The sequence below is a fragment of the Mesorhizobium sp. WSM4815 genome (assembly GCF_055811575.1).
The window spans coordinates 59,041-85,957 of record NZ_JBVVQS010000082.1 but is presented as its reverse complement, the minus strand read 5'-3'; the positions used below and the strand labels follow the sequence as shown (position 1 = coordinate 85,957).

The following is a 26,917-nucleotide window of genomic DNA, read 5'->3' as shown; positions in this document are numbered from 1 at the left end:
TAGCTGCCAATCACCCCGGCAGTGCGTCGCCCCAGTCGAGCCGCCGCGCTGCCTTGAACATCTCGCCGTCGCGCTTGGTGAACAGTTTCTCGTCGGCGCTGCCGTCCTTTTCGCAAAGTTTCAGCAGGACCTTGCCCGAGCCCGATTTCGGCGGTGCGATCACACGCGCCTGCGGCGGGGCAACGGCGTGGCGGGAGGCAGCGACATAGATGAATTTCTCGTCCTCCCATGGCACGTCGGCGTCCTTGGCCAGCCGGTGCAGGCGCGAACGCGCGACACGGCGCGAAAAATGGCACCAGTCGGGCGGCACGAGCGGGCAGCGAGCCGCATGCGGGCAAGGCGCAAGCACGTGCGCGCCCGCCTCGATCAGCTGTCGGCGCACGGCAAGAATGCGCTGCCATCCGGCCGGCGTGCCCGGCTCGACGACCAGCAGCGTGTCGTTGGTCAGGTGCCAGAGCCGGTCGATGAGTGTTGGCAGCGACGCTGGTACGATCTCGTCCAGCACATAGGCGCAGGTGACCAGCTCGGCCGGCTTGAGATCGGCGAGATCGAGGCTGACATCGCCGGCCAGCCAGGCGACCCTGGCCGTCATCGCCTCAGCGGCAAGCGCCGCGCCGACCCGGCGCACCGCGGCGCTCGCCTCGATCAGCACCGCCTGCTCGAGGTCGGGCCAGAGATCGAGCGCAGCCCAAAGCACGGTCCCGGGGCCGGCGCCGACGTCGAGCAGGGTTTTGGGTGCATGATCGGGCCTTGCCTCGCTGAGCGCATCGAGACTGGCACGGACAGCGGCATAAGTCGCCGGCAGCCGCGTCGCCAGATAGGCCTTGACCGCGATCTCCTCGGCCATATGCAGGCGGCCGTCGCGCAGTTCGGCGCGATAGCGGTCCGACAGCGTTTTTGCCGCTTGTTTCAGCGTCGGCAGCGGCACTTTTTCGAGGAGGCGCTCGACGCCCTGTCGAAGCGGGATAGGCAGTTCCATAGCTCAGGCACCCCGAGGTGCGAGCAGGATCACCGAGGCGCCAACGATGCAGAGCGCGGAACCGGCAAGGTCCCAGCGGTCGGGGCGCACGCCTTCCACCAGCCACAGCCATCCGAGCGAGGCGGCGATGTAGATGCCGCCATAGGCGGCATAGGCGCGGCCCGCAGCACTGATGTCTACCAGCGCGAGCAGGAAGCCGAACAAAGCGAGCGAGACCACGCCTGGCGCCAGCCACAGCGGCGACTTTTCCAGCCGCCACCATGCCCAGATCGAAAAGCAGCCGGCGATCTCGGCAAGGGCAGCAACGATGTAGATGAGATAGGTCATGAAAAAAGTCTCGCGGCGACGGCGAGACCTTTTTCAGCGTGTGGGCCGGCAATGGCAAGCGGCAATGGCGTGATCGCCGGCTATTCCATATCCGCCACCTTGCGGCGCCGGGCGGGCTTGGCGGTAGGGGCTTTTGGACGATGCCCCATGTCGCGCAGCTGCAACGCCTTCTCGCATTTGGCCATATAGTCACGAGACATCGGCAGCGTGTCGTTCTTCTTGGCGATCTGGATTTGGAAGACCACCAGATCCTGCCAGCGGAAAGCGGCTTCCGAGGCTGCCAGATAGAACTCCCACATGCGGCAAAACCGTTCGTCATAGATCGCCTTGGCCTTGTCGCGGTTGGCGGCAAAGCGCTGGCTCCAATGTCTCAGCGTCTCGGCATAATGTAGCCGCAGGACTTCGATGTCGGTGACGATGAGGCCCGACTTTTCGATCGCCGGCATCACTTCCGAGAGCGAGGGGACGTAGCCGCCCGGGAAAATGTATTTGCGGATGAAGGCGCTGGTTGCCCACGGCGCGCCGGAGCGGCCGATCGTGTGCAGCAGCATGACGCCGTCCGGCTTCAAGAGCGTCGCCGATTTGTCGAAGAAGGTGCGGTAGTGGTTGACGCCGACATGCTCGAACATGCCGACCGAGACGACGCGGTCGAAGCGCTCGTTGAGCTCGCGGTAATCCCTCACTTCGAAATGCACGCGGTTTTCCAGGCCTTGCGCATGGGCGCGGTCGGTGGCGACGCCATGCTGCTCGGTCGACAACGTCACGCCTTGCACGTCGACGTCGAAGGACTTGGCGAGATAGAGACCGAGCCCACCCCAGCCGGAGCCGATGTCCAGCACCGTCTGGCCGGCCTTCAGCCTGAGCTTGGCGGCAATGTGGCGCTTCTTGGCTGCCTGCGCCTCGTCGAGCGTCATGTCCGGCTGCTCGAAGTAGGCGCAGGAATACTGCATGTCCTCGTCGAGGAAGAGTCTGTAGAGGTCGCCTGACAGATCATAATGGCGCTGCACGTTGCGGCGCGCTCGCGCCGCCGTGTTGATCTGCTGCAGGCGGCGGAAGGCGTGACGCAGGCCTTCAATCGCCTTCGACCAGGTGGCATCGATGCCGCCGCTGTCCATGTTCTGGAAGGCGATGCGCATTACCCCCAGCACGCCGCCCTCGAGTATATCGAGCTCACCGTCCATATAGGCTTCCGGCACCGCCAGCATCGGATCGAAGCTGATGGCGCGCTCGGCATGCGTGGTCTTGATGTGCATGTGCACCAGATCGCCGCTGCCGTCACCGAAAGTCACCGAGAGGCCTTTCGGTCCGGTGACCTTGAGATTGCCGGTGCGCACCAGGCGGTCGAGAATGCGTTTCAGCAGAATATTCATGAACAAATGTCCCCTCTCGGTCAGACACGCTGTCTCGGCGCATGACCCGACAATCGAAATCGATTTCGGAAAGGATCATGCGCCGAACCAAAGTCCTGCAGCGTCCTTTGCGCGTCCAAACGACGCGCGGCGCTATAGTCTGCATCAAGATATAGGGGGTCGAAAAGTTCCGTTTGGCACAAAAAAGCCCGGGCGAGGCGCCCGGGCGTTGGTCCAGAAATGACTGGAAGCCGACGATACGTTTTAAAGCGCCGCTCTGACGCCTTGTGACGTGCAATCAGCCGTTGTCTTCGCCGCCTTCGAACTCGGCATTGGGATCGAAGAAGTTGTCCGGGCGCGCATTGTCGTTGATGTCGTCGCCATAGATGGCTTCGGCTGTGGTCAGCATCTCGCCCTTGGCCTGGCGCTCGGCTTCGTCGGCCGTGCGGGCGATGTTGAGCGTGATGGTGACCTCGACTTCCGGATGCAGCGCGATCGCCACATTGGTCAGGCCGATGGTCTTGATCGGCTGGTTGAGCAGGATCTGGTTGCGGTTGACCGAGAAACCTTCCGCCGTCAGCAACTCGGCGATGTCGCGGGTCGACACCGAGCCGTAGAGCTGGCCGGTTTCGCCGGCCGAACGCACGGCGATGAAGCTCTTGCCGTCCAGCTTCTCCGAAATCTGCATCGCCTCGGACTTGCGCTCGAGGTTGCGGGCTTCGAGCTGGGCGCGCTGGCCTTCGAATTTCTTCTTGTTGGCTTCGTTGGCGCGCAGCGCCTTGCCCTGCGGCAGCAGGAAGTTGCGGGCGAATCCATCCTTGACCTTGACGGTATCGCCCATCTGGCCGAGGCGGGAAACGCGTTCGAGAAGAATGACTTCCATGGTTTTGTTCCTTCGTTTGGGGCGCCAAATCACTGGCATCGACGCCGAATTGTCTGGAACAGGTCAGGAAGCTGAGGGCGTCGCCGCCGATGTCGCTGTCCTGCCTGTCGCGGCAGTTAGAGGCCTTCACCTCAACCCGGGATTTGATGGCAACCCTGCGGCGCCCGTCGCCGTGGGAAAAGCGGGCGGCGAACCGCCCGCTGGCTAGCCCATGATCCCGAAAAGTGGAAACCGGTTTTCGGAAAAGATCATGGTCCACTAGTCAGTGTTGTCCATGATCCCGAAAAGTGGAAACCGGTTTTCGGATAAGATCATGGTCAACTAATCAGTGTCAGCGAACCACGTAGGGCAGCAGGCCGAGGAAGCGGGCGCGCTTGATCGCCTTGGCGAGTTCGCGCTGCTTCTTCTGGCTGACGGCGGTGATGCGCGACGGCACGATCTTGCCGCGCTCGGAAATATAGCGCTGCAGAAGACGCACGTCCTTGTAGTCGATCTTGGGCGCGTTGGCGCCGGAGAACGGACAGGTCTTGCGGCGGCGATGAAACGGGCGCCGGGTCGGGATCTGGTTGATGTCGACCATTATTCTGCACCCCCTTCAACAGCTTCGCGCGGACGGCGCGGGCCACGGTCTGCACCATCGCCACCGAAGCTGCGTGGCGGGCGATCGCCACGGTCGCCGCGATCGCGGTCGCCGAACGAGCGCGGGCCACGGTCACGGTCGCCGAAGCCGCCGCGTTCCGAGCGCTCTTCGCGCTTCTGCATCATTGCCGACGGGCCTTCCTCATGCGCATCGACCTTGATGGTGAGGAAACGCAGCACATCCTCGGACAGGCCCATCTGGCGCTCCATCTCGTTGAGCGCGGCCGGCGGGCAGGTGATGTCCATCAGCGTATAGTATGCCTTCCGGTTCTTGTTGACCCGGTAGGTGAGGGACTTCAGTCCCCAGTTCTCGACCCGGCCGACGGACCCGCCATTCGCGGAGATGACGCCCTTGTACTGTTCGACAAGCGCATCGACCTGCTGCTGCGAGAGGTCCTGCCGGGCAAGAAACACATGTTCGTAAAGAGCCATATTGTTCTTTGCCTTTCTTCGTTTCTCTCCCGGTCCCGGCGGCAAAAGCCTCTGCAACTTCTCTGACCCGGCGATCCCTGGCGGGGCGGGGAAGAAAGGAGCATGACGAGACGGTCGAGAGCGGAGACACGGGAGGCGGAAGCGCTTCTGGCTCCACACGAAGGTTTCGAAAAACCTCCGGCCCTCCGTTCAGCCCCCAGCAAGGACCGGCAGATTGCGGGCGTCTATACAGGAATTTGGCCGCAAGACAAGGGCGAGCCGAAAAACCGCCGCGCTCAGGACGACATGTCGCGCATCTTCAGCTTGTATGCGGGACCCGCTTGTTCATCGTCTCCGGGAAGAAATCGGGCGCTGCACGGCGCTTGCCGAACATCATGTCGTATTGCAGCAGGCGGAAATCGCGAATCGCCGGGTCGATTTGCTTCTTGCGCGCCCAGTCGGGCGTGTCCTCGCCCGTCGGCGTCAATAACAAATTGCGGTCGACGACGCTGTAGCGCTCGCGCATCTGGCCGAGGAAGCCGGTGTAATAGGGGTGGCTGATCCCGGCCGTGGTCAGGACATGGTAGGGCAGAAAGGCTGGACTGACAGTGCCCATGTCCGCGACCGGACCGGTGCGGTTGGACCATACGATCAGCGGTGTTCGGTGATGCAGCAGCATCTGGTCGGGCGGCCCCTTGCGTGGCGCGACGTTATCCCTAAGGAAGCCGGTCTCGACATAGACCGGACCGAGCGGCGGCAGATGGTCGCCGAAGAAGGCGATGACCGTCGGTCGCCGCCGGTTCTTCGCCCATTCGATGAGGCGCTCGAGGCTCTTGTCGGCGTCGGATGCGCCTTCCGTGAAGCTCAGCAGCGAATCCTTTGCCCACTGGCTGGTCGGAGCCTGCACCCTGTGGGTCGGATTGTAATAGCGATTCGGTTCGTAGGGTCCGTGGTTTTGCAGGCTGACGGCGAAGTAGAAGAACGGATCGTCCGTGGCGTCGGCTTCGCGGATGATCTCGTCGGTCATCGCCGCGTCCGACGTCAGCGGCCCGCGCTTTTCGAGATATGGCATGTTTTCTTCGGACTTGAAGTCATCGAAGCCGAAATCGGCATAGACCGGCGTTCGGTTCCAGAACCAGCTTGTGCCCGGATGGATGGCGCGCGTCTCATAGCCCTGGCTCTTCAGGAACGTCGCCATCGACGGCACCGGCGCGCGGACATATTGCTGGTAGGGGATGCTGCCGGCCGGCAGGAAGGCGTTGGAAAAGCCGGTCAGCGCCTCGAACTCGACATTGGCGGTCATGCCGCCGAATTCGGGCGAGAACACGTGACCGGAGCGCAGCGCCCGCACATTGGGAATCGGATCGGGCGTGATGGTGACGCCGGGCAGTTCGGTCGGATCCCAGAAGGATTCGCTCATGACGATGATGATGTCTGGCTTCTCGGCCGGCACCGATGCCTTCACATCAGGTCTTTCGATCGCCGCGATTGCCTTGTCGGAGTAGCCGGCAGGCGCGGGAACATGGGCCATCGGCACGTTGAGGGCGAAGGCCAGTGCGAAGCCGTTGGAGGCGTAATTTTCCTTCTGGTCCCACATGATCGGGATGATTTGCAGCCGGTCGCGGGTCCACGAGAACGTCGCGTAATCCATGATCGACACGAAGAAGGCGAGCAGCGGCACGGTCAGCGTCAGCCGGGCCAGGCGCCCCTTGCGACCGAGCGCCGGTACGCGGCGGCGCCACAGCCGCCAGCCATAAACGAGCAGCGAGAGGCTGCCGACGATGCCGACCGCCAGAGCGATGGCGGTTCCCGGACGTTCGCGCACCAGCAGCGGCATCAGCGCCACGATCTGACGTGAATAGAGGAAATCGGTCGGATAGAGCGGATCGCCGAGATAGAGCGATTTCTGGTGGCCGACAAAGGCCAGCGCCAGCGTCAGCGGCGCGACGATCATCAGGCTCTGGTGGCTGCGGCCGAGCACGGCATCGAGGCCGATCAGGATCAGCGCGAAGATGATGATGGTGGTCCAGCCCGGCTTGAAGGGCTGCAGGAAGAAGCCGACGGTGCCGGCAAAGTCGCCGCGCACGATCAGTTCGATGGCAAAAACCAGGATGGTGGCGACGAGAAGGCTGACGAGGCCATAGCGGATAACAGGCCATTTCCGGCCTGGCAGATAGCCGGTGGCCGGATCGCCTTCCAGAAACTGCGGCGCGGATTTGCCAACGCCTTTCTTGATCCTTGCCAACTTACAATTCCCCCGACCATACACAAAAGTGTCATTGAGCTGTCATCGATATGTCACGAAAAGCTAGCGTCTGTGGCTGAAATAAGAAGAGCCAGCAAACGAATCGTGAGCGATTTTCATCATGAGTGATCGAAAAAAAGCCTTTTGGAACAGGTACTCGGCCAGCGATACCGAGCCGGAGCGGCCCGGGTCGGGGTGCTAGCGGACTTGACTTGCCCGCCCGCCTTGCGTCACAGGCAGGAAAAATCAGCCGCTGGGAGGCACGCATGGCCGTCGCATTCACCTTTCCGGGACAGGGCAGCCAGGCTGTCGGCATGGGCAGGGACCTCGCCGACGCCTTTCCGGAATCGCGGAAGATCTTCGAAGAGGTCGACGACGCGCTCGGCGAAAACCTGTCGAAGCTGATCTGGGAAGGGCCGGAAGAGAGGCTGACGCTGACCGCCAATGCCCAGCCGGCGCTGATGGCTGTGTCGCTCGCCGCCATCCGGGCGCTGGAATCGCGCGGCGTCTCGCTGAAGCACAAGGTCGCCTATGTCGCCGGCCATTCGCTCGGCGAATATTCGGCACTTGCCGCCGCCGGTTTCGTTTCGGTCGCCGATGCCGCCCGGCTCTTGCGTATCCGCGGCAATGCCATGCAGGCGGCTGTGCCGGCCGGCGAGGGCGCGATGGCGGCGATCATCGGGCTGGAACAGGCCGATGTCGAAGCCGCCTGCGCTGAAGCGGCCAAAGAGTCGATTTGCCAGATCGCGAACGACAATGGCGGTGGCCAGCTGGTGATCTCCGGCGCCAGGGCGGCCGTCGAGCAGGCGGCGAAGCTGTGCACGGAAAAGGGCGCCAAGCGGGTGCTGATGCTGCAGGTCTCGGCGCCCTTCCATTCGGCGCTGATGGCACCGGCGGCCGAGGTCATGCGCGAGGCGCTGGCCGGCGTGACGAAGAACGCGCCGTTCGTACCCGTGGTTTCCAACGTGTCGGTCACGCCGTCCAGCGATCCGGATGCAATCGCCCACCGCCTGGTCGAACAGGTGACGGGGCGCGTGCGCTGGCGCGAAACGGTGGAATGGTTTGGCGCCCACGGCATCGCGACGCTGTACGAGGTGGGCGCCGGCAAGGTGTTGTCGGGACTGGCGCGGCGCATCAACCGCGACATCGCCACCGGTGCGGTCGGCACGCCGGCCGATGTCGAGGCGGCGCTGGCGGCGCTCGATTGAACCATGCGCGTCCGGCTGATGCGGGCGCTTGAATTCTTAGCCTCGTCGGGATATGTGAATACATGTATTCACAGGAGATCGGAATGCCGACATCAATCCGACTTGCCCCCGAAATCGAAGAGCGTCTGGATTTTCTCGCGGCCAGGACTGGCCGCAGTAAAGCTTATTATCTGCGCGAGCTCATCGAGCGCGGTCTTGAGGACGTGGAAGACTATTACCTCGCGGCCGAAGTGCTGGAGCGGATCAGAAGTGGCGAGGAGGACGTCATGACAGCCGAGGACTTCTGGCGTGGCCTGGACGCTTGAATATGCCCGTTCGGCGCGCAAATTTATTGAAAAACTGGATCCGCAGACACGTCACCGGCTCCGCGACTTCATCGAGAACCGTATTGCCGCCCTCGACAATCCGCGTGAAGCCGGCAAGCCGCTGAAGGGACCGTTAGCGACTTTTTGGAGGTACCGGGTTGGGGATTATCGAATTATCTGCGATGTGCAGGACAAGCGGCTCGTCATTCTGGTGGTTACAATAGGCCACCGCAGTGATGTCTACAGGTAGCCACATTCGCCGGCCTGTCCGATTTGGAAGAGGATCAAAGACATGTTCGAATTGACCGGCCGCAAGGCGCTCGTCACAGGCGCATCGGGAGGCATCGGCGAGGCGATCGCCAGGGTGCTGCATGCGCAGGGCGCTGTCGTCGGCCTGCACGGCACCCGCGTCGAGAAGCTGGAAACGCTGGCGGCCGAGCTCGGCGACCGGGTCAAGCTGTTCCCGGCGAACCTTTCCAATCGCGACGAGGTCAAGGCGCTCGGCCAGAAGGCCGAGGCCGACCTCGAAGGCGTCGACATTCTCGTCAACAATGCCGGCATCACCAAGGACGGGCTGTTCGTGCGCATGGCGGACGCCGACTGGGATTCGGTGCTCGAGGTCAACCTGACCGCCGTGTTCCGGCTGACCCGCGAACTCACCCATCCAATGATGCGGCGCCGGCATGGCCGCATCATCAACATCACCTCTGTGGTTGGCGTCACCGGCAATCCCGGCCAAACCAACTACTGCGCCTCCAAGGCCGGCATGATCGGCTTTTCCAAGTCGCTGGCGCAGGAGATCGCCACGCGCAACATCACCGTCAACTGCGTCGCCCCGGGCTTCATCGAATCGGCGATGACCGACAAGCTCAACGACAAGCAGAAAGAGGCGATCATGGCGGCGATTCCGACACGGCGCATGGGCACCAGCGCCGAAGTCGCCTCCGCCGTCGCCTACCTGGCTTCCAACGAAGCGGCCTATGTCACCGGCCAGACCATTCACGTCAATGGCGGCATGGCGATGATTTGACAGTTGCGGGAAAACACCCCTTTTCGCCTTGGAGCCCGGCCGATTTTCGTGTAATGCGGCCCGCAACCCGGCGGTTCGGGCAAAAACCGGTCCGGTGCCGTTGCGTTTCCGACAGGACCATCTTTCAGCTTGATTAGCGGCATTCTGCCCGCTAACGAAGACAGACAAACAAAAGACGAGGATGCCCAAATGAGTGACACCGCAGAGCGCGTCAAGAAGATCGTTATCGAGCACCTTGGCGTCGATGCCGACAAGGTGACGGAGCAGGCGAGCTTCATCGATGATCTGGGCGCGGACAGTCTCGACACGGTCGAACTCGTCATGGCGTTCGAAGAAGAATTCGGCGTCGAGATCCCGGACGATGCGGCCGAAACCATCCTGACTGTCGGCGATGCGGTGAAATACATCGACAAGGCTTCGGCCTGACGCTATTTGCAGTCATCACCGAGGAGGACCTGCGATGAGGCGTGTCGTCGTCACGGGCCTTGGGCTGCTTTCGCCGTTCGGCGTAGGCTTTGAGCATGGCTGGAAGGAACTTCTGACCGGCCGCAGCGCAGCCAAGCGCATCACCGAGTTCGAGGTGGAGGATCTTGCCTGCAAGGTCGCCCACGTCATCCCGCGCGGCAATGGTGAGAATGCCACCTTCAATCCCGAGACCGTTCTCGAGCCGAAGGAACTGCGCAAGATCGGCGACTTCATCCTCTACGGGATCGCGGCCGCCGACGAGGCGCTGAAGGATTCGGGGTGGGCGCCGAAGACGCATGAAGAGCAGTGCGCCACCGGCGTGCTGATCGGCTCCGGCATCGGCGGCATCGAAGGCATCGCCGAGAATGCGATGATCCTGAAGGAGCGCGGTCCGCGCCGCATCAGCCCGTTCTTCATCCCCGGCCAGATCATCAATCTTGTATCCGGCCAGGTTTCGATCCGGCATGGGCTGAAAGGCCCCAACCACGCCGTCGTCACCGCTTGCTCCACCGGTGCGCACGCCATCGGCGATGCCGCCCGGCTGATCATGTGGGGCGATGCCGACGTGATGGTCGCAGGCGGCACGGAAGCGCCGGTGACGCGGCTGTCGATCGCCGGCTTCGCCGCTTGCCGGGCGCTGTCGACCGACCGCAACGACGCTCCGGAAACGGCCTCGCGTCCCTATGACCGCGACCGCGACGGCTTCGTCATGGGCGAGGGCGCCGGCGTCGTCATTCTGGAGGAACTGGAACACGCCAAGGCGCGCGGCGCCAAGATCTATGCCGAGGTCACCGGTTACGGCTTGACCGGCGATGCCTATCACATCACCGCGCCGGCCGAAGATGGTGACGGCGCCTTCCGTTGCATGGTGGCGGCGCTGAACCGGGCCAAGCTGACGCCCGCAGACGTCGACTACATCAATGCGCACGGCACCTCGACCATGGCCGACACGATCGAGCTGGGCGCCGTCGAGCGGCTGGTCGGCAACGCCGCGTCGAAAATATCGATGTCGTCGACCAAGTCGTCGATAGGCCACCTTCTGGGTGCGGCGGGCGCCGCCGAGGCGATTTATTCGATCCTCGCCATTCGCGACAACATCGCGCCGGCCACCATCAATCTCGACAACCCGGAGCGCGAAACGGCGATCGACCTGGTGCCGCACACGCCGCGCGCCCGCCAAATCGATGTGGCGCTGTCCAATTCCTTCGGCTTCGGCGGCACCAACGCCTCGCTGGTCTTCCAGCGCTACAATGGCTGACCGGTCCGCCGACCGGCACGGTCTATGCGTGTCGTCAATTTTGCCATATTCGCCCCTACTGTGCCCAAGGGGATTCGTTGCAAGGTCAAACGGTAGGGCGCCATGAGCACAAATTCGGCGGACAACGGGCAATTCGGGCAACGGTCCGCACCGTCGGGCCCGATCGTGCCGAAAACGGCCAGCGAGGCATTGCGGCCTGAAGCCGGCACGCCGCCGCCCAAGCGCTCGCGCGCCTCGCGCAGCCAGTTCGTGGTGTTCATGAACTTCGTCATCTCCCTGGTGATGCTGATGGTTCTGGCGGCTGGCTTTGCCTTGTATTTCGGCAAGCAGGAATTCAACGAGCCCGGCCCTTCGGCCAATGCCGACACCTTCCTGGTCAAGCCGAACACCGGCGTCCAGGAGATTGCAGAGCAGCTCGAGCGGCGCGGACTGATCAGCGACGCGCGCATCTTCCGCCTTGGCGTGCGCGCTTTTGGCAATGATTCCGCCCTGAAAGCCGGCGAATACGAGATCAAGCCGCAGGCCTCGATGCGCGACATCATGGAGTTGCTGAAGAGCGGCAAGTCGGTGATGTATTCGCTGACCGTCCCCGAGGGGCTGACGGTCGAGCAGGCGCTGCAGCGCATCGCCGATCAGGCAGCGCTCGATGGCGATATGCCGGGGACCATTCCACCCGAGGGCAGCCTTGCTACCGACACGCTGCGTTTCACCCGCGGCGCGACACGCCAGCAGATGGTCGAAAAGCTTTTGGCGGACCAGAAGAAGCTTGTCGAGGAAGTCTGGCAGCGGCGCGCCTCCGATCTGCCTCTGGCCAGTGTCGAAGACTTCGTCACCCTGGCTTCGATCGTCGAGAAAGAGACGGGCAAGGGCGACGAACGCTCGCGGGTCGCTGCCGTCTTCCTCAACCGGTTGGCCAAGGGCATGCGGCTGCAGTCCGATCCGACCATTATCTACGGCCTGTTCGGCGGCAAGGGCAAACCCGCCGACCGCCCGATTTATCAGTCTGACATCAAGAAGCCGACGCCCTACAACACTTATCTGATCAACGGCTTGCCGCCGACGCCGATCGCCAATCCTGGCCGTGCGGCACTGGAAGCCGTCGCCAATCCGTCGAAGACCGACGACCTGTATTTCGTTGCCGACGGCACCGGCGGTCACGTCTTTGCCCCGACGCTGGCCGAGCACAACGAGAACGTCGCCCGCTACCGGGCGCTGCAGAAGGAACTGGCCGATGAAGCCGCCAAGGCCGGTGCTGCCAAGGCCGACGCCGCCAAGGTGGAAGGTCAGACCGACGCGCCGGTTGACGACGGCGATGGCGACGCCGGAGCGGCGGCGCAGTAGCGCCGGACGGTTGTGAAGTCGTCCCTCCGATTCGTCTGACGGCCGGGGACGTGCTGATTTTGTCATCAGGAGCGCCCTGCGTCCGATTCGACGCGAACAGGCGCTCCGGATTTTGAAGCCGCGCACGATCTGGCCCGGAACCGCTTCCGGGATCATGCGCCAGGGGGAAGCAAGGGCATCATGAATTTGCAGAGCATGACCGGTTTTGCACGGGCCGTCGCCGAACATGACGGCACGTCGATCGCCTGGGAGGTCAAGTCGGTCAACGGCAAGAGCGTCGAGGTCAGGCTGCGGCTGCCGCAAGGCCTCGAGCGGCTTGAGCCGGCCGTCAGGCAGACGGTGCAGAAGCGCTTTGCGCGGGGCAATTTCCAGGCAACGCTGACCGTCGGCCGCGCAGCCGGCCAGCAGGCGCAGCCAGTGGTCAACGAGGCCTTCCTGAGAGATTTGGCGGAGCTGGCCAAGCGGCTGCAGGAGATGTTCGGCGCAGCGCCTGCGACAGCCGACGGGCTGCTTTCGCTGCGCGGCGTGCTCGACATCCCCGAAACCGTCGAAACCGAAGAGGCGCGGGCGGCGCTCGACAGCGCGATACTCTCGGCGCTCGAAGTGGCGCTGGGCGGGCTGGAGCAGGCACGCCAGGGCGAGGGCACCGCCCTGCGCTCGCTGCTGTCCGGTCATATCGCCGCTATCGAAGCGCTGACACTGCGCGCCGAGGCCGATCCGTCGCGCGAGCCGGCGGTGATCCGCGAACGGATTACCGAGCAGGTGCGGCTGCTGATGGATGCCTCCGCCAATCTCGACGCCAGTCGGTTGCATATGGAAGCGGCGTTCCTGGCCACCAAGGCCGACATCCGCGAGGAGATCGACCGGCTGAAGACACATGTGGCATCCGGCCGGGTGCTGCTGGCAGGCGGCGGCGCCATCGGCCGCAAGCTCGACTTTCTGGCGCAGGAATTCAACCGCGAATCGAATACGCTGTGTTCGAAGTCGAACGCCGCTGCGATCACCGCCATAGGGCTGGAGCTGAAGGCGGTCGTCGACCAGTTTCGCGAACAGGTCCAGAATCTGGAGTAACCCTGATGGTCGCCAAGGAGCCTATGGTTGCCAGGGATTTGGGTTCCCGCATTCGCCGGCGGGGTTTGATGCTGGTGCTGTCGTCGCCGTCCGGCGCCGGCAAGTCGACGATCGCGCGCAATCTTCTGGAGAGCGATTCCAGTCTCGAACTGTCGGTCTCCGTCACCACGCGGCCGCGCCGCGGCAGCGAGATCGAAGGCGTCCACTATCATTTCCGCACTATGCGTGAGTTCGAGCGGCTGCGCGATTCGGACGAACTGCTTGAATGGGCCGAAGTGCATGGCAATTGCTATGCCACGCCGCGGGAGCCGGCCGAACTGGCGCTGGCACAGGGCCGCGACATGTTGTTCGACATCGACTGGCAGGGCGCCCAGCAGCTCAAGGAGAAGATGCGCGCCGACATCGTCTCGATCTTCATCCTGCCGCCCTCGATGAAAGAGTTGAAGGCGCGGCTGAAGCGCCGCGCCGAGGACCAGGAATCGGTGATCGAGACGCGTCTGAAGAACGCTCGCAACGAGATCGAGCACTGGAAAGAATATGATTTCGTCATCATCAACGACGATCTCGACCGTGCCTTCGCCGAGGTACGCGGCATAGTCATCGCCGAGCGGCTCAGACGCGACCGCCGGCCCGGGCTGTTCGATTTCGTCTCGGGGCTGCTCGACGAGAAGACGGACTAGGGGCCGGCGCAATCACACCGCGTTGGTCAGTCGCACGAATTCCTCGACGCTCAAGGTTTCCGCCCGCCGCGTCGGATCGATGCCGGCGCGGGTGAGCAGGGCTTCGCCGCCGAGGCTCTTGACGCTCTGCCGCAGCATTTTGCGGCGCTGGCCGAAGGCCGCTTCGGTAACGCGGCCGAGCTTCTTGACTTCGGCGGCCAGCGGATTTGCCCGCGGCACCAGATGCACCACCGACGACACCACCTTGGGCGGCGGCGTGAAGGCTTGCGGCGGCACGTCGAAAGCGATTTTTGCCTCCGTCCGCCAGCCTGCCAGCACGCCCAGCCGGCCATAGGCATCGCTGCCGGGGCGGGCGACGATGCGCTCGGCCACCTCGCGCTGGAACATAAGCGTCATCGATGCGTAAAAGGGCGGCCACTCGGCGACGGTCAGCCAGCGTATCAAAAGTTCGGTGCCGATATTGTAGGGCAGGTTGGCGACGATCCTCACAGATCCATTGCCTCCATGTGCGCCTTCGGCAAGCGCTGCAAAATCCGTCTTCAACGCGTCGCCGGCAATGATTTCCAAACGGCCCGGATAGTGATCTGACACCTCCGCGAGCGCTGCCAGGCAGCGCTCGTCGCGCTCGATGGCGATGACCCGAGCCGCGCCGTGGGACAGCAGCGCCCGGGTCAGGCCACCTGGACCCGGACCGACCTCGATTACCGTGGCGTCGGTCAGGTCGCCGGCGGCACGCGCGACCTTGCCGGTAAGGTTGAGGTCGAGCAGGAAATTCTGGCCGAGCGCCTTTTTTGCCTGCAACCCATGGCGTTCGATCACCGCGCGTAACGGCGGCAGCCCGTCGATGCTCATGCGACCGCTCTCATGCAAAGCCTCATGCGGCGGCAGCCTTCGCCCCGATGTCGGCAAGCCTGCGGGCGAGCCTGAGCGCCGCGATCAGGCTGTCGGTCCGGGCTATGCCCTTGCCGGCGATATCGAAAGCGGTGCCGTGATCCGGTGGAGTGCGGATGAAGGGTAGGCCGAGCGTAACGTTGACCGCCTCGTCGAACGCCAGTGCCTTGGCCGGGATCAGCGCCTGATCGTGATACATGCACAGCGCCACATCGTAGCCGGCTCGGGCGCGGGCGTGGAACAGCGTGTCGGCCGGCAGCGGCCCGAAAGCGTCGATGCCCTCCGCCCTCAGCCTTTCGATCGCCGGGCGGATGATGCGCTCGTCCTCGGCGCCCATCGCGCCGCCTTCGCCGGCATGCGGATTGAGGCCGGCAACGGCAAGCCGCGGCTTGGCAATGCCGAAGCGGTATTCGAGGTCGGCGGCGGTGATGCGGGCGGTCGCGACGATCAATTCCGTCGTCAGCGCTTCCGGCACCTCGCGCAGCGCAATGTGGATGGTGACCGGAACCGTGCGCAACTCGGGACCGGCAAGCATCATCACCGGCATTGCTTGTGCGCCGGTGTAGAGCGTCGCCAGATGCGCCAGATACTCAGTGTGACCGGGAAAACGGAAGCCGGCATCGTAGAGCGGCTTCTTGGCGATCGGGCACGTAACGACCGCCGCCGCGCGACCGCCAAGGCAGTCGTCAACAGCGCGGTCGATGGCCTCGATGATGCCGGCGGCGTTGGCCGGGTCCGGCCGGCCGGGGTCGTCGACGAAGCGGGCGGCAAGCGGCAGGACTGGCAGGGCGCGCTCAAAGACGCGCTCCGCTTCGGCTGGCACTGTCTCCGTGATTGGCACATCGGCGCCGAGCAGGCGCGCCCGTGCGGCAATCAGCGCCGGATCGGCTATAAGGTAGAAGGGCGGCACACCAGCGCTGTCACGCGCCTGCCAGGCGGCAATGGCGATTTCCGGCCCGACGCCGGATGGATCGCCGGCGCTCAGCGCCAGCGCTGCCTCTGGCGGCTTCAGCGCTCGACGATGCGGGCTTTCTTCCGCAACTCCTCGACATATTTCGTGGAGAGTTCGTCGGCGCCCTTGCCACTCGAGCCTTCGCTCTGGAACACCATCTGGGCGGCCTTGTCGTCGGACACTTCGCGCGACGAGCAGATGCCGATGAACTCGACGCCACGGTCTGTTTCGCGCGTGGGGGTGGCGCCGCCGACCTTGGTGGCCTTGATCTGGTCGGCCCAGTCCGGCGGCAATTGCGGCGCCAGTATCCGGCCGAGATCGCGAACGGTGACGTCGATCAGGCCCTTGGCGAATTCGCGCGAGGTGTTGCAGCCGTTGAAGCGGGCGCGCATGGCGTCGGCCTCGCGCTTGCGCTTGGACAGCGTCGCGCTGCGCTCGGCCGCCGGTACGACGAAAATGACCTGCTGCAGCATGTACTCCATGGCGGTCGGCTTGTTGCCGCCCTTGTCGAGCATGCGCCTGACTGCGTCCTGCTCACTCACGGAGCCGCCGCTCTCTGAGCGATGGCGCGCGGTCAGCGCCTGGTTCCAGGCCATCTGGGAGCGGATGAACTCCTTGAAATGCTCCTTGCCGACGCCGGATTGCGCCATGACGCCATCGAGTTGCTTGAGCTGCATCTTGTTGGTCGTGGCAAAACGCTGATAGGCAGCCTCGACCTGGGCGTCGCTGATGCGGATGCCGAGACGCTTGGCTTCGGCGACGCGCAGCGTCTGCTCGATCATTTCCTCGGCGGCATTGCCCTTCTTGCGCTGCAGGCGCAGGAAGGCAGCCCGATGCTGGATGTCGCCAGTGGTGATCGGTACGTTGTTGACGACGTATTTGATCTGGCTGGCGAAAGCCGGCGGCGTCATCATGGTGATCGAGGCTGAGGTCGCCGCCACCAGCAGCGCGAACCCTGCCGAAAAGAGGTATTTCCTCATCGAAAGCATCCCAATCCTATCTCGGTTGCGGCCCAATTTTATCGCATTTTGAGGGAACTGGAACCCGTGCCTGCCCTATGCGGCGAAACGATGTCGTTAGCTGCGATGTGCGTCCACTTTGACGCACGACGTATGCTCAAGACACTTTGAATTTTTCGGGCTGGTGCGTTGGCCGGCCGCCCGTTCCGCCCGTCCGTTATTGGCCAGTGGTCTGCTACTGGACAGTGTTGAAGGAGCTTTGCGTCGAGCCGAAATCGCCGAGCGTGCGAAACGACAGGTTGAAACCGATATTCTGCGACACTTCCTTGCTGCTCAGGTCGCGGGATTCCGAGAATGTCATCAAGTAGGTGAAGCAATCATCACTATAGGCAAAGCCGACCCCGTCCTTGACCAGGACGCTTTGCTCGAGATCGTAGGTGCCGGTACCGAAGACACGCCAGTTCTCGGCAAGTTGCGCCGAGGCGCCGAGCGTGACCTCGTGACGATCGGTCGTAAAACCATAGAGCGGCTGAGCCTGGATGAAGGCGTATTTGGCGCTGAACGAAATCGGCAGGCCGGAATAGGCTGCCTTCACCTCGGCGCGGCGAATCTCGAAGCTCTGCTCGTCGAAGCGGCCGCTGACCGAGCCGGAAAGCCCGCCGGGGCTGTTGAAGCCGACAAGGCCGACATAATCGGAGCTCGCGGTCTCCAGGCCCGAATCTTCGCCGACGTTGACCAGGTCCGGCGCGTCGAAGGAGTTCTGGCCGTCAAGCTGGTAGGATTGGCCGAATAGCGCGTTGGTGCTCCAGCCATTGTCATAGGCGCCGGAATAGCGCAGCCCGACATTGGCGCGCGTGCCGCCTTCCAAGCGGTCGTAACCGGAGAACTTGTCGCGCTCGAACAATGTCGTGGCATCAAAGACGAAGCTCTGCGCGTCCTCGTTGGGAACGGCGAGGCCGCCGACATATTGCTCGTTCGGACGCACGAACACCTGCGCCATCGGCTCGAAGATGTGACTGGAACTGGTCGACGAGAACAGCACCGGCCAGCGCATTTCCAGTCCGGCGGTTGCCATGAAGCGGGCGAGCGACGATCGCGTATCGTCGTCGACGCCGAGGTTAGACGCCATCTGATTGATGGCATTGAGCGATCCCGAAGAGGCGTTGACATAGCCGGCGTCGCCGCGCAGCGCCAAAAGGGGCGTCAGCAGCAGCCCGCCATCGGTGGTGAAGGTGCGCTTCCATTCCGCTTCGGCAGTGAGACGGCCCGACTGGCCCTCGATGCCGCGTACACTGGTGACGGACGCAGCGTTGTTCGGATCGGCAAGGGCCCTATCCAGCCTGTCGCGGCTGATAGCCTGCGCGTTGACATTGAGCGACAGCTGCCCGCCGCCCACCGCCATGTCGGGGATGTAGGCGTAGTCGAGCGAGGGCAGCACCCAGGGCTGTTTGCCGGCGCGCGCGGTCGGATCGTCAGGGAGTGCCTCTTCCTGGACCACAAAGCGCATGGCGCGCACGTCGAAATAGTTGCGGCCGTTGAGGCCGGTCAGGTAGATCGAGGAGCGATGCACGCTGTCGCCGAAGTCTTCGATGGCGTAGGTGCGTGAGAAGTTCTTGTCGGTCTGCAGCAGGACATCCCAGCCGAAGTCCCAGCGCGGATTGATAGCGAACTGGCCCTTGGTGCCCATCATGCCGCGGAACTCGTTCGGGTCGCCGGCCGCACCCGAATCGACATTGTGCCCGTCGTCGTCGATGAACTCGTCGGGATCCTCTTGCCGGATGCCGGCGATCTTCAGACTGTATTGGCCGTTGTTGAAGCGCTGGCGCCACTCGGCTTCGCCGAGAAAGCCCTGCTTGGTATAGCCGCTGCCGGTGACGGTGAGGTCGTAGGTTGGTGAGAGCGCGAAATAATAGGGGACTTTGACGCCGAGGCCGAGGTCGCTCTTGTAAGCGATGCTGGGGATCAGGAAGCCGCTCTTGCGCTTGACGGTCGGGTCGGCAATCTCGAAGGCCGGCAGATAGGCGAGCGGAAAGCCGAAGAACTCGAAATCCGAATTCTCGAAGCGAACCGTCTTCTTTTCGCCGTTCCAGATGATCTTTCTGGCCTTGATGCGCCAGGTCGGCGCTTTGTCCGGCTTGTCCTCGCACGGCTCGCAGGCCGTGTAGACGCCGTTGTGGAACGTCGTCAGCACGCCGCCCATGCGTTCCGCGCTTTCGGCGGCGAAATAGGTCTTGTCGACGGTTTCGACACGCAGCGCGTTGACGAAGCCGTCGGCGAAATCGTCGGTGATGTCGACATGCTGCGAATAGATCTTGGTGCCGTCGCTGTTGATGACCTCGACATTGCCGCTGGCGACGAGCCGCTTGGTGTTGCGATTGTATTCCACCCGCTGGGCGACGAGGCGGTTGCCGCCATAATCGATCTGCACGCCGCCGACGGCCGTTACGGTCTGGTTGTCATTGTCATAGACCAGCGTATCTGCCGCCAGCAGCATTTGCGAACCGGTGGGAACGTCGGCTGCCATGCCGCTGATATCCTGGGCAAAAGCCGGGATACTCGGAACGACGCAAGCGAGCAGGCACGCCAAGGCGCTCGCCCCATAGAGGCGCGCCGAATCGGCCTGCCTATGGATGCGCAAAACCGCCCCCCTCACTAGCCGTCTTCCTTGTACAGCAAGAAAGTCACCCCGAAGAACATAGCCACGACAACCGGAACCCATGCAGCGACGACTGTGGGTACGAATCCCGCCACGCCGAATGCCTTGACCAGCACTGTCACGACATAAAGCAGAAACCCGGCCAGGACGCCACCCAGAATCATCGTCGCGGATTGTCCCATCCTCGCAAATCGCATCGACACCGTTGCGGCGATCAAAGTCATGGCGACGAGAAGGAACGGCAGCGCTACCAGTGAATCAAATTGCATGGCAAAGGCATTTGCCTTGAGGCCGAAGGAGCGGGCAACCTCGATCTTCCCGGGCAGATCGTAGAAGGGGATGGTTTCCGGGCGCGCCAGCCGCTCTTGCACGAACTCGGGCTTGAGATCGGTCGGTATGCGGTCGGTTGCCACCGATTGGATGTTGCCGTCCCGGAACACCTTGACGTCCTGCAGTTCCCAGTAACCATCCCGCAAATAGGCGTGCGCCGCGTCCTTGCGTTCGACGATGTCGCCTTGCGGGTTGAGGACGAAGAAGGCGGCGTCGGCCATCTCCAGGCCCTGATTGAGGATGGCGCGCGCGCCGATGATAGTATCGCCGGAACTGGTTTTCTGCCGGATCCAGGGCTCGGCGTCAGCCGAGACGGTGTTCGACTTGCCGGAGCGGAGCTGGGTTTCGATTTTTTCGGACCAGGAAAACGCATAGGCGGCGATCGGATTGATGACGCCGACCGACAACACCCCGAACAGCAGCGCCCCGATGCAGCACGGCAGCAGAAATTGCCATGCGGATACGCCGGCGGAACGCGCGATGACCAGTTCATACCTGCGATTAAGCGAGACCAGCGTTGCCATCGCCGAGAACAGGCCGACGAACGGCACCGTCTGCAGCATGATCATCGGCATTCGCAACCCTGAGATGGCAAACGCCGTGCCGTAGGTAAAACCGGGCAAGCCGGTCGTGCGGCCGGAAAGCTCGGTGAAGTCGATCAGGAACACAAGCGCCAGGAGGCCGATGAAGAACCAGATGGTGATCGTCACGTAGCGGAAGAAGAAGTATCTGCCCAGAGTCCAGCCCATTAGCGTGTCCAGCCCATTAGCGTGTCCAGCCCATCAGCCGGCCTCTTGGCCAGAAGCGCCGCGCCTGGCGAAGCGGAGCTTCAGGGCGCTCCAGCCGTCACCGAAGCGGCCGGCGAAATTCGTCATCCAGTCGGCCCAGGCGACCGGCAATTCCATGGTCCGGTTGGAGACGATGAACCATGTCGCGACTGCGGACGCCACAATAGGAACGCCGTAGACCATATAGGCGTATTGCGGAATGTTGTCGGCCTTCCCAGCGGCAAAGAAACCGAGCCAGCGCACGAAAAGGGCGATTGCGATAGACGTGATCAGCGGATGAATGCGCGCCTCGCGATGGGAACGCGCGTCTCCCGCGACCGCAAGCGCGATCAGCGCGAAAACGAGTGAATAGGACCATTCGGAGAAACGCTGGTGGACCTCGGCCAGGTACTTGTTCGGCCTTTTCTGGAACATCTTGTCGTTCGGACTGGGATTGAGCAGGTACTGTGTCGTCCGGTCCTTCGGCAACAGCAATACCTCCGATGAGGCCGACATGAAGGCCGACAGGTCGAAGGCATAGGAGGTGAACCGGATGACCGAAAGATCGCCGGCCAGCGTTTTGCGATGGATGACGCCGTCGTTCATCATCAGCACCCGCTCGTCGCCGCTTTCGATGATGGCGCCGCTCTTGGCGTAGTAGATGAGGTTGACGCCTTCTTCGCGTGAATCGGCGACAAAAATGCCGCCAAGGCGGTTGTCCGGAAGCCGCTGGCCGATCTGCAGGAACAGGCCGTCGTCGATCTTGTGGAAGGTGCCTTCCTGGATGATGAGCGACAGAAGATCGGCGCGCGACGACGCCACCAGCTCGCGGTTTTTCTGTCGTGCATAGGGGTCGACGCCATTGTCGACGGCGAACGAAAAAACACTGGCCGCCAGCGCCAGGAGCATGATCGGCGTGACGATGGTCCAGCGCGAAGCGCCGGCGGCGTTCAAGACGGCAAGCTCAGAATCGGAATTCATCGCGCTCAGTGTCTGCGCGACCGCGACCACCAGAGCGAAAGGCACGACGATCGGGACGATCGACGGAATGATCAGCGCAGCGACCTCGAAGAAGGTCAGCGCCGACTGCCCGCTGTCGGTCACGAGATCGATGCGGGCGAGCACCTGCGTCGTCCACACGATCGCCAGCGTCCAGATGAGCGCTGCGAGGAAGACCGCCAACGCACGACGCATGATGTAGCGTTCAACGACCTTCATGAAGGCTTTTCTCGATTTTGCCGAACGGCATCATGCCTCCAGACAAGGTAGTCGCCCGGCGACGCCTGCACAACCGGTCCGTTGGCGGTTCGATCTGGTTCCCGTCCCACATCGTTGTTTCCGGTGGCCGGAGTGTCGGCGGCATTGGATAAGAAAGGGCGAACATCAATGGTTAACAACAGGTTGCGGCAGTAAAGCGGGGCCGTGCCGCGACGAATCGCCATCGATTCCATCTGCCATATGGGATCGGATTCCGGCAAAGTCTTGCCAAATGCCGGAAAACGACCAAATGTCGCGCCGGTCACTGACATGGCCGCCGCGGCTGCGACAGGTACAGGCATGAAAGCAGAAGTAACAGAATTGCGCAGCAAAGCCGGCCAGGAATCGATTTTTCACGGTGCGGTCGTGATCGGCGCCAACACAATACGCAGCAGATCGCCAGGCAGGGGCGATGATTGAAAATGGGGGTGGTGCTTCCGGTCGGAAACAGCCAAATATCTGGTTCGTCAAGGCACTCCCCCGAAAACCCAACGCCTTTCCCGAAAGCAGGACATGATGACTTCGAGACCTTCGATCGCCTTTGCCAGGTTCGCAGCGCCCAAAAAAGGCAGCGTCTTCATGCTGGCGGCCAACGATGGCGGTCTCGGCGACGCGGCAAAGGCTTGCGATCCGGCAAAGACCCTGGAGCGGGCGTTTCCGGTGGCCGACTTTTCCGGCAAGTTCGCCGGCCTGGTCGAAGTGCTGGCGCCGGAGGGCACATCGCTCGACCGGCTGGTGGCGGTCGGCGCCGGCAAGGTCTCGGCGCTCGACGACTATGCCTGGCTCAAGCTTGGCGGCACCATCGCTGCATCCTTGCGCAAGGCGACGGAGGTGGCGGTCATGCTCGATTTGCCGGGTGCTGACGTCGGCGGCAGGCAAGCGGCACAGCTTGCCGCGGGCATTCTTCTGCGCAGCTATGCTTTCGACAAGTACAAGACGAAAAAGGACAATGGCGACGGCCAGCGCGACGGCAACAAGGCCGAGCCCAAAAAGCCGGTTAAGGTGACCATCCACACCGCCGATCCGGCGGCGGCGAAAAAGGCCTTCGCCGACGAGGTGGCGGTGATCGACGGGGTGCTCCTGGCGCGCGATCTGGTCAACGAACCGGCCAATATACTGGGGCCGGTGGAATTCGCCGCCCGCGTCAACGAACTGGAGGCGCTCGGCGTCGCGGTCGAGATCCTGGTCGAGAAGGAGATGAAGAAGCTCGGCATGGGCGCGCTGCTCGGCGTCGCACAAGGCTCGCCGCGTGGCGCGCGCCTGGCCGTCATGCGATGGAACGGCGGCAAGGCCAAGGACAGCCCGATTGCTTTCGTCGGCAAAGGCGTCACTTTCGACACCGGCGGCAATTCGATAAAGACGGCCTCCGGCATGGAGGACATGAAGGGCGACATGGGCGGCGCGGCCGCGGTGACCGGGCTGATGCACGCGCTGGCCGCGCGCAAGGCCAAGGCCAATGTCGTCGGCATCATCGGGCTGGTGGAAAATGCCGTCGACGGCCATGCGCAGCGCCCCGGCGACATCGTCACTTCGATGTCGGGCCAGACCATCGAGGTGCTCAACACCGACGCCGAAGGCCGCCTCGTTCTGGCCGATGCGCTGTGGTACTGCAGCGATCGCTTCCAGCCGAAATTCATGGTCAATCTGGCGACGCTGACCGGCGCCACCATGGTCGCGCTCGGCCAGCACTATGCCGGGCTGTTCTCCAACAATGACGAATTGGCGAACAGGCTGACGAGCGCCGGGCAGGCGACGCAGGAACGCGTGTGGCGGATGCCGCTCGGCACCGAATACGACAAGCTGATCGATTCGAAAAATGCCGACATGAAGAACATCGGCGGCCGCTATGGCGGCGCCATCATCGCGGCGCAGTTCCTGCAGCGCTTCGTCAGGGATACACCCTGGGCGCATCTCGACATCGCCGGCACCGCGATGGGCGCGCCGTCCAGCGAGATCAACCAGTCATGGGCCTCCGGCTTCGGCGTCAGGCTGCTCGACCGGCTGGTTCGCGACAACTACGAGGAGTGAGGCCTTTCAAGGCGCGATCATGGCCGACGTCCTGTTCTACCACCTGACCGAATCGACTCTGGACGATGCGTTGCCCGGCCTGCTCGAGCGCAGTGTCGATCGCGGTTGGCGCGCCGTGGTACAGACCGGCTCCGAAGAACGGCGCGACGCGCTGGACCAGCATCTTTGGACCTTCAGGGACGATTCCTTCCTGGCGCATGCGACGGACCGCGAATCCTATCTGGCCGAGCAGCCGATCCTTTTGACAACCAGCCATGACAATCCGAACGAGGCGCAGATACGCTTCCTGGTTGACGGCGCGGTGCCGCCGAAGCTTGCCGGTTATGAGCGCGCCGTGTTCCTGTTCGACGGCCACGATGCGGCCCAGCTCGAGGCGGCGCGCACGCACTGGAAGACGATGAAGGAAGCCGGCCACGCAGTCACCTACTGGCAGCAGACCTCAGACCGGCGCTGGGAACGCAAGGCGTAGTAAAGCCCGCCGCCCTGGGGCGATCGGCAACCTGGGGTTGCTACAACTGAAGTCGTTCAGCCAAGTCAATGAAGTCGCTGGCCACCAGGTCCCAGGCTTGATCAGGATGCAGATCCGTGGTCTGCGCCACCCCGTGCTCGGTCGGACGCGGGACAAAGGCTGTTCGCAATCCGCATGCCCGAGCCGCTGCAAGGTCGCCATTGTGGGCGGCCACAAGACAAATCTCATCCGGCTTCATTGACAGGACGTCAGCGGTGCGAAGATAGGCTTCCGGCGCAGGCTTGTAGGCTTGCACGACTTCGGCGCCGAGGATCGCATCCCAGGGGATGCGACTGCGCTTCGCCATGTTGAGCATGAGGGCGATGTTGCCGTTCGAGAGCGGCGCGATGATATAGCGGGCCTTGAGCCGTGTAAGGCCGGCCACCACGTCCGGCCATGGCTCCAATCGGTGCCATGCCAGGTTCAGTTCGTCCAGCTCGGACGCCGGCACCGAAGCCGGGTCGATCCCGAATTCTTGCAAAATGGCTTCCAGATTCTCCCGATGCAGCACGTCGAGCCGTGTAAAGGGCCGCCGGCCGCTGCGCACCTCCTCCATCGCTGGAGAGTAACGGCGACGCCACGCATCCGCGAAAGCGGTAGGGATAGCGGATCCTGCTCCATGCCGCTTCAGGAACCACTCAGCATCGCGCGCCACGCCGCTGCGCCAATCGACGACAGTGCCGAACACGTCGAATACCAACGCACGTACGCCATCCAATGCCATCACATTCGGCTCCTCGATCCCCACTATTTTTCCTTCGTCGCCTGCCTCGTTTTCCCTGCTGAGCGTCCCTACCGCGATCCGTAATTCGTAATTCCGCGAAGCTCTGGACAATTGCGAAAGGCGAGCTGCACCACTATTCCAGAATGACGACGGCCTCCACCTCGAAGAGCATGGGGTCAATTGCAAGCTTGGGGACGGGAATCAGGGTCTGCGCCGGCAGCGCTTCACCGAACATTTTTTTGACGTTCTTGGTCAACACCTCGAGCTTGGACATATCGTGATCGACCACGAAGACGGTGAGCTTGGCGACCTGATCCGGCCTCGCACCGAGCGCCTCGAGGGCGGTGCGCAAATTTGTGTAGGCCTGCTCAACCTGGACAGCGAAGTCGGGCGACAAGGCTCCCGTGCTGTCTTGGCCGCCCTGTCCGGAAATGTAGGCCACCCGGGCTCCGCGCGGCGTGATCACTGCCGTGCTGTAGCCATTTGGCGACGGGTCGTAGAGGTTTTGTGGATTGACGATGGTCAGCTTGAGATCCTTCTCATTGGCTGTCGTGGCAGTGGGAACTCCCATGGTCATGATGATTAGCCCTTCGATAAGCAGATGCTTGATTGCGCGTGACATGATTTTCTCTTGGCTATGCGAGCAACGTGCCTCGCGGCCGGCATTATTGAACTTTAACCGTATCGCCCATACGATGACTCGTGCGACGTACGAGTCATCGTATGGTACGCCGTACGAGTCAATCGTTCAGATCGACATCCGTTCGCGTTGCCGGTCAAAATCGACGTTCTGAACAGCGAGGAAGACGGATGGCGGCCAAACGCAGCGGCCGGAGCAAACGAGGGATAAATGAGCGGCTCCAGCCCTTGCAGGAGCCGCGCAGTGAACCGCCGCTCTCTCGGGAACGTATCGTGGCGACCGCGGTGGAACTGCTTGACGCTCAAGGAGTCGACGGATTGACGATGCGTCGGCTGGCCGATCGCCTCGGCTCGGGCGTGATGAGCCTATATTGGCACGTCGACAACAAAGAGGATGTCTTTGATCTGGCGCTCGACTCGGTGCTTGAATATCGCGGACCGCCGCAAATAGCTCAAGACTGGCGCGGAGAAGTCGTTCATGTGCTCGAAGACTGGCGCGCCAGCATGCTGCGCCACCCTTGGTCGGCAACGCTGTTGCCGCGCCGGGCGCTCGGCCCGAACATCCTCGGTCGCTTGGAACTGCTGAGCAAGACGTTGTCCAGAGCCGGCGTTGCGGACGCAGATGTGAACGTTGCGATATGGTCGCTCTGGAACTATGTGATGGGCGCCACCATCACCCGGGCGAGCTTCGACCTCTCGGACGACGACAGGGCCGCTGCGCAGCAGCGCCTTACACGTCTCAGCGAACGTTATCCGACAATCGAACGCTCTCGTCTGCTGTTGGACAATGATTGGGACGGCGCTTTCAGGAATGGCCTCGGCTTCCTGCTCGATGGCCTCTCTCCAAAATGAGGCTGAACGGTAGCTTTGGCTGAAAGCGACTGTCGCAAAATCGCTGATTAAAGTCACAGTTTTGCAGCTGATTTTTGCAAGGTCGCAGAAGACGCGGCAACGTCCAGGGTTCCGCAATGGGTGTGAGCCGAAATGCAACCTCTGCACTGCCGAGGCCACTTGA

General features: G+C 62.9%; 28 protein-coding genes. 12 read left to right on the top strand and 16 right to left on the bottom strand.

Annotated elements, in window-relative coordinates:
* Positions 1-10: 10 nt before the first annotated feature.
* The 7 genes from AC0L2B_RS07635 to AC0L2B_RS07605 form a co-directional block, all read right to left on the bottom strand.
* Complete coding sequence (locus tag AC0L2B_RS07635; RefSeq protein WP_473744800.1) at positions 11-979, bottom strand: small ribosomal subunit Rsm22 family protein; 969 nt, start codon at positions 977-979, stop codon at positions 11-13.
* Between the two features lie 3 nt (positions 980-982).
* Positions 983-1,306 carry a YnfA family protein gene (locus AC0L2B_RS07630; protein WP_287216711.1) on the bottom strand — a complete coding sequence of 108 codons (324 nt, stop codon included), beginning with the start codon at positions 1,304-1,306 and terminating at the stop codon, positions 983-985.
* An 80-nt stretch (positions 1,307-1,386) separates the two neighbouring features.
* On the bottom strand, positions 1,387-2,676 hold the full coding sequence (locus AC0L2B_RS07625) for a class I SAM-dependent methyltransferase (RefSeq protein WP_473744799.1): 1,290 nt from the start codon (positions 2,674-2,676) through the stop codon (positions 1,387-1,389).
* Between the two features lie 277 nt (positions 2,677-2,953).
* Positions 2,954-3,538: a 50S ribosomal protein L9 gene (rplI, locus tag AC0L2B_RS07620; protein WP_091590536.1), complete on the bottom strand. Its 585-nt coding sequence runs from the start codon at positions 3,536-3,538 to the stop codon at positions 2,954-2,956.
* A 331-nt stretch (positions 3,539-3,869) separates the two neighbouring features.
* Positions 3,870-4,118, bottom strand: coding sequence for a 30S ribosomal protein S18 (rpsR, locus tag AC0L2B_RS07615; protein WP_006203718.1), 249 nt, complete (start codon positions 4,116-4,118; stop codon positions 3,870-3,872).
* Positions 4,118-4,609, bottom strand: a complete 492-nt coding sequence (gene rpsF, locus AC0L2B_RS07610; protein WP_236371601.1) for a 30S ribosomal protein S6 — start codon at positions 4,607-4,609, stop codon at positions 4,118-4,120. The genes rpsR and rpsF overlap by 1 nt, the downstream gene beginning before the upstream one ends.
* A 298-nt stretch (positions 4,610-4,907) precedes the next feature.
* Entirely contained in the window at positions 4,908-6,833 is a 1,926-nt protein-coding gene (locus AC0L2B_RS07605; RefSeq protein ID WP_473744798.1) for an LTA synthase family protein, read from the bottom strand.
* Between the two features lie 266 nt (positions 6,834-7,099).
* On the opposite strand from AC0L2B_RS07605, the gene fabD reads away from it, so the two are divergent.
* The 9 genes from fabD to gmk all read left to right on the top strand — a co-directional run bounded on the left by fabD (position 7,100) and on the right by gmk (position 14,191).
* The gene (gene fabD / locus AC0L2B_RS07600; protein WP_473744797.1) at positions 7,100-8,041 is read left to right on the top strand and encodes an ACP S-malonyltransferase; all 942 of its coding nucleotides are present in this window, start codon (positions 7,100-7,102) and stop codon (positions 8,039-8,041) included.
* Between the two features lie 83 nt (positions 8,042-8,124).
* A complete protein-coding gene (gene relB / locus AC0L2B_RS07595) occupies positions 8,125-8,346 on the top strand; it encodes a type II toxin-antitoxin system RelB family antitoxin (protein WP_091590868.1) in 222 nt (73 codons plus the stop codon).
* On the top strand, positions 8,330-8,596 hold the full coding sequence (locus AC0L2B_RS07590; RefSeq protein ID WP_128247644.1) for a type II toxin-antitoxin system RelE family toxin: 267 nt from the start codon (positions 8,330-8,332) through the stop codon (positions 8,594-8,596). Before relB ends, AC0L2B_RS07590 begins: the two co-directional genes overlap by 17 nt.
* Before the next feature lie 42 nt (positions 8,597-8,638).
* Positions 8,639-9,376, top strand: coding sequence for a 3-oxoacyl-[acyl-carrier-protein] reductase (gene fabG / locus AC0L2B_RS07585; protein ID WP_292545697.1), 738 nt, complete (start codon positions 8,639-8,641; stop codon positions 9,374-9,376).
* Positions 9,377-9,565: 189 nt separating this feature from the next.
* Positions 9,566-9,802 carry an acyl carrier protein gene (locus tag AC0L2B_RS07580; RefSeq protein ID WP_006203723.1) on the top strand — a complete coding sequence of 79 codons (237 nt, stop codon included), beginning with the start codon at positions 9,566-9,568 and terminating at the stop codon, positions 9,800-9,802.
* Between the two features lie 34 nt (positions 9,803-9,836).
* Positions 9,837-11,099, top strand: coding sequence for a beta-ketoacyl-ACP synthase II (fabF, locus tag AC0L2B_RS07575; protein WP_473744796.1), 1,263 nt, complete (start codon positions 9,837-9,839; stop codon positions 11,097-11,099).
* 102 nt (positions 11,100-11,201) lie between these two features.
* The gene (mltG, locus tag AC0L2B_RS07570) at positions 11,202-12,440 is read left to right on the top strand and encodes an endolytic transglycosylase MltG (protein ID WP_473744795.1); all 1,239 of its coding nucleotides are present in this window, start codon (positions 11,202-11,204) and stop codon (positions 12,438-12,440) included.
* Positions 12,441-12,620: 180 nt separating this feature from the next.
* On the top strand, positions 12,621-13,511 hold the full coding sequence (locus AC0L2B_RS07565) for a YicC/YloC family endoribonuclease (RefSeq protein ID WP_473744794.1): 891 nt from the start codon (positions 12,621-12,623) through the stop codon (positions 13,509-13,511).
* A gap of 5 nt (positions 13,512-13,516) precedes the next feature.
* Complete coding sequence (gene gmk, locus AC0L2B_RS07560) at positions 13,517-14,191, top strand: guanylate kinase (RefSeq protein WP_027152668.1); 675 nt, start codon at positions 13,517-13,519, stop codon at positions 14,189-14,191.
* A 12-nt stretch (positions 14,192-14,203) separates the two neighbouring features.
* Here gmk and rsmA read toward each other — a convergent pair whose 3' ends face one another.
* From rsmA to AC0L2B_RS07525, 7 genes are all read right to left on the bottom strand, one after another.
* Positions 14,204-15,043, bottom strand: coding sequence for a 16S rRNA (adenine(1518)-N(6)/adenine(1519)-N(6))-dimethyltransferase RsmA (gene rsmA, locus AC0L2B_RS07555; RefSeq protein ID WP_128185603.1), 840 nt, complete (start codon positions 15,041-15,043; stop codon positions 14,204-14,206).
* Between the two features lie 22 nt (positions 15,044-15,065).
* Positions 15,066-16,094: a 4-hydroxythreonine-4-phosphate dehydrogenase PdxA gene (gene pdxA / locus AC0L2B_RS07550; RefSeq protein WP_473744816.1), complete on the bottom strand. Its 1,029-nt coding sequence runs from the start codon at positions 16,092-16,094 to the stop codon at positions 15,066-15,068.
* Positions 16,091-17,023, bottom strand: a complete 933-nt coding sequence (locus tag AC0L2B_RS07545; protein WP_473744793.1) for a SurA N-terminal domain-containing protein — start codon at positions 17,021-17,023, stop codon at positions 16,091-16,093. Before AC0L2B_RS07545 ends, pdxA begins: the two co-directional genes overlap by 4 nt.
* A gap of 205 nt (positions 17,024-17,228) precedes the next feature.
* Positions 17,229-19,517 carry an LPS-assembly protein LptD gene (locus AC0L2B_RS07540; RefSeq protein ID WP_473744792.1) on the bottom strand — a complete coding sequence of 763 codons (2,289 nt, stop codon included), beginning with the start codon at positions 19,515-19,517 and terminating at the stop codon, positions 17,229-17,231.
* A 128-nt stretch (positions 19,518-19,645) separates the two neighbouring features.
* Positions 19,646-20,728 carry an LPS export ABC transporter permease LptG gene (lptG, locus tag AC0L2B_RS07535; protein WP_023800697.1) on the bottom strand — a complete coding sequence of 361 codons (1,083 nt, stop codon included), beginning with the start codon at positions 20,726-20,728 and terminating at the stop codon, positions 19,646-19,648.
* A gap of 33 nt (positions 20,729-20,761) precedes the next feature.
* Entirely contained in the window at positions 20,762-21,964 is a 1,203-nt protein-coding gene (gene lptF / locus AC0L2B_RS07530) for an LPS export ABC transporter permease LptF (RefSeq protein WP_473611141.1), read from the bottom strand.
* Positions 21,961-22,275, bottom strand: coding sequence for a hypothetical protein (locus tag AC0L2B_RS07525; RefSeq protein WP_287073990.1), 315 nt, complete (start codon positions 22,273-22,275; stop codon positions 21,961-21,963). The genes lptF and AC0L2B_RS07525 overlap by 4 nt, the downstream gene beginning before the upstream one ends.
* A 244-nt stretch (positions 22,276-22,519) precedes the next feature.
* On the opposite strand from AC0L2B_RS07525, the gene AC0L2B_RS07520 reads away from it, so the two are divergent.
* Both AC0L2B_RS07520 and AC0L2B_RS07515 read left to right on the top strand, forming a co-directional pair.
* Positions 22,520-24,031, top strand: coding sequence for a leucyl aminopeptidase (locus AC0L2B_RS07520; RefSeq protein WP_473744791.1), 1,512 nt, complete (start codon positions 22,520-22,522; stop codon positions 24,029-24,031).
* 19 nt (positions 24,032-24,050) lie between these two features.
* A complete protein-coding gene (locus AC0L2B_RS07515) occupies positions 24,051-24,500 on the top strand; it encodes a DNA polymerase III subunit chi (protein WP_473744790.1) in 450 nt (149 codons plus the stop codon).
* 40 nt (positions 24,501-24,540) lie between these two features.
* On the opposite strand, the gene AC0L2B_RS07510 is transcribed toward AC0L2B_RS07515, so the two are convergent.
* Both AC0L2B_RS07510 and AC0L2B_RS07505 read right to left on the bottom strand, forming a co-directional pair.
* A complete protein-coding gene (locus AC0L2B_RS07510) occupies positions 24,541-25,287 on the bottom strand; it encodes a haloacid dehalogenase type II (RefSeq protein ID WP_473744789.1) in 747 nt (248 codons plus the stop codon).
* A gap of 109 nt (positions 25,288-25,396) precedes the next feature.
* The gene (locus AC0L2B_RS07505) at positions 25,397-25,885 is read right to left on the bottom strand and encodes a RidA family protein (RefSeq protein WP_473744788.1); all 489 of its coding nucleotides are present in this window, start codon (positions 25,883-25,885) and stop codon (positions 25,397-25,399) included.
* A gap of 188 nt (positions 25,886-26,073) precedes the next feature.
* Here AC0L2B_RS07505 and AC0L2B_RS07500 point away from each other — a divergent pair, with 188 nt between their 5' ends.
* The gene (locus tag AC0L2B_RS07500) at positions 26,074-26,754 is read left to right on the top strand and encodes a TetR/AcrR family transcriptional regulator (protein WP_473510024.1); all 681 of its coding nucleotides are present in this window, start codon (positions 26,074-26,076) and stop codon (positions 26,752-26,754) included.
* Positions 26,755-26,917: the final 163 nt, after the last annotated feature.

Bases quoted from the DNA above. Each gene is read 5' to 3' on its own strand.
- AC0L2B_RS07635 (WP_473744800.1), bottom strand. From the start codon at position 979: ATGGAACTGCCTATCCCGCTTCGACAGGGCGTCGAGCGCCTCCTCGAA.
- AC0L2B_RS07630 (WP_287216711.1), bottom strand. From the start codon at position 1,306: ATGACCTATCTCATCTACATCGTTGCTGCCCTTGCCGAGATCGCCGGC.
- AC0L2B_RS07625 (WP_473744799.1), bottom strand. From the start codon at position 2,676: ATGAATATTCTGCTGAAACGCATTCTCGACCGCCTGGTGCGCACCGGC.
- rplI (WP_091590536.1), bottom strand. From the start codon at position 3,538: ATGGAAGTCATTCTTCTCGAACGCGTTTCCCGCCTCGGCCAGATGGGC.
- rpsR (WP_006203718.1), bottom strand. From the start codon at position 4,118: ATGGTCGACATCAACCAGATCCCGACCCGGCGCCCGTTTCATCGCCGC.
- rpsF (WP_236371601.1), bottom strand. From the start codon at position 4,609: ATGGCTCTTTACGAACATGTGTTTCTTGCCCGGCAGGACCTCTCGCAG.
- fabD (WP_473744797.1), top strand. From the start codon at position 7,100: ATGGCCGTCGCATTCACCTTTCCGGGACAGGGCAGCCAGGCTGTCGGC.
- relB (WP_091590868.1), top strand. From the start codon at position 8,125: ATGCCGACATCAATCCGACTTGCCCCCGAAATCGAAGAGCGTCTGGAT.
- fabG (WP_292545697.1), top strand. From the start codon at position 8,639: ATGTTCGAATTGACCGGCCGCAAGGCGCTCGTCACAGGCGCATCGGGA.
- AC0L2B_RS07580 (WP_006203723.1), top strand. From the start codon at position 9,566: ATGAGTGACACCGCAGAGCGCGTCAAGAAGATCGTTATCGAGCACCTT.
- fabF (WP_473744796.1), top strand. From the start codon at position 9,837: ATGAGGCGTGTCGTCGTCACGGGCCTTGGGCTGCTTTCGCCGTTCGGC.
- mltG (WP_473744795.1), top strand. From the start codon at position 11,202: ATGAGCACAAATTCGGCGGACAACGGGCAATTCGGGCAACGGTCCGCA.
- AC0L2B_RS07565 (WP_473744794.1), top strand. From the start codon at position 12,621: ATGAATTTGCAGAGCATGACCGGTTTTGCACGGGCCGTCGCCGAACAT.
- gmk (WP_027152668.1), top strand. From the start codon at position 13,517: ATGGTCGCCAAGGAGCCTATGGTTGCCAGGGATTTGGGTTCCCGCATT.
- rsmA (WP_128185603.1), bottom strand. From the start codon at position 15,043: ATGAGCATCGACGGGCTGCCGCCGTTACGCGCGGTGATCGAACGCCAT.
- AC0L2B_RS07545 (WP_473744793.1), bottom strand. From the start codon at position 17,023: ATGCTTTCGATGAGGAAATACCTCTTTTCGGCAGGGTTCGCGCTGCTG.
- AC0L2B_RS07540 (WP_473744792.1), bottom strand. From the start codon at position 19,517: ATGGCAGCCGACGTTCCCACCGGTTCGCAAATGCTGCTGGCGGCAGAT.
- lptG (WP_023800697.1), bottom strand. From the start codon at position 20,728: ATGGGCTGGACTCTGGGCAGATACTTCTTCTTCCGCTACGTGACGATC.
- lptF (WP_473611141.1), bottom strand. From the start codon at position 21,964: ATGAAGGTCGTTGAACGCTACATCATGCGTCGTGCGTTGGCGGTCTTC.
- AC0L2B_RS07525 (WP_287073990.1), bottom strand. From the start codon at position 22,275: ATGTCAGTGACCGGCGCGACATTTGGTCGTTTTCCGGCATTTGGCAAG.
- AC0L2B_RS07520 (WP_473744791.1), top strand. From the start codon at position 22,520: ATGACTTCGAGACCTTCGATCGCCTTTGCCAGGTTCGCAGCGCCCAAA.
- AC0L2B_RS07515 (WP_473744790.1), top strand. From the start codon at position 24,051: ATGGCCGACGTCCTGTTCTACCACCTGACCGAATCGACTCTGGACGAT.
- AC0L2B_RS07505 (WP_473744788.1), bottom strand. From the start codon at position 25,885: ATGTCACGCGCAATCAAGCATCTGCTTATCGAAGGGCTAATCATCATG.
- AC0L2B_RS07500 (WP_473510024.1), top strand. From the start codon at position 26,074: ATGGCGGCCAAACGCAGCGGCCGGAGCAAACGAGGGATAAATGAGCGG.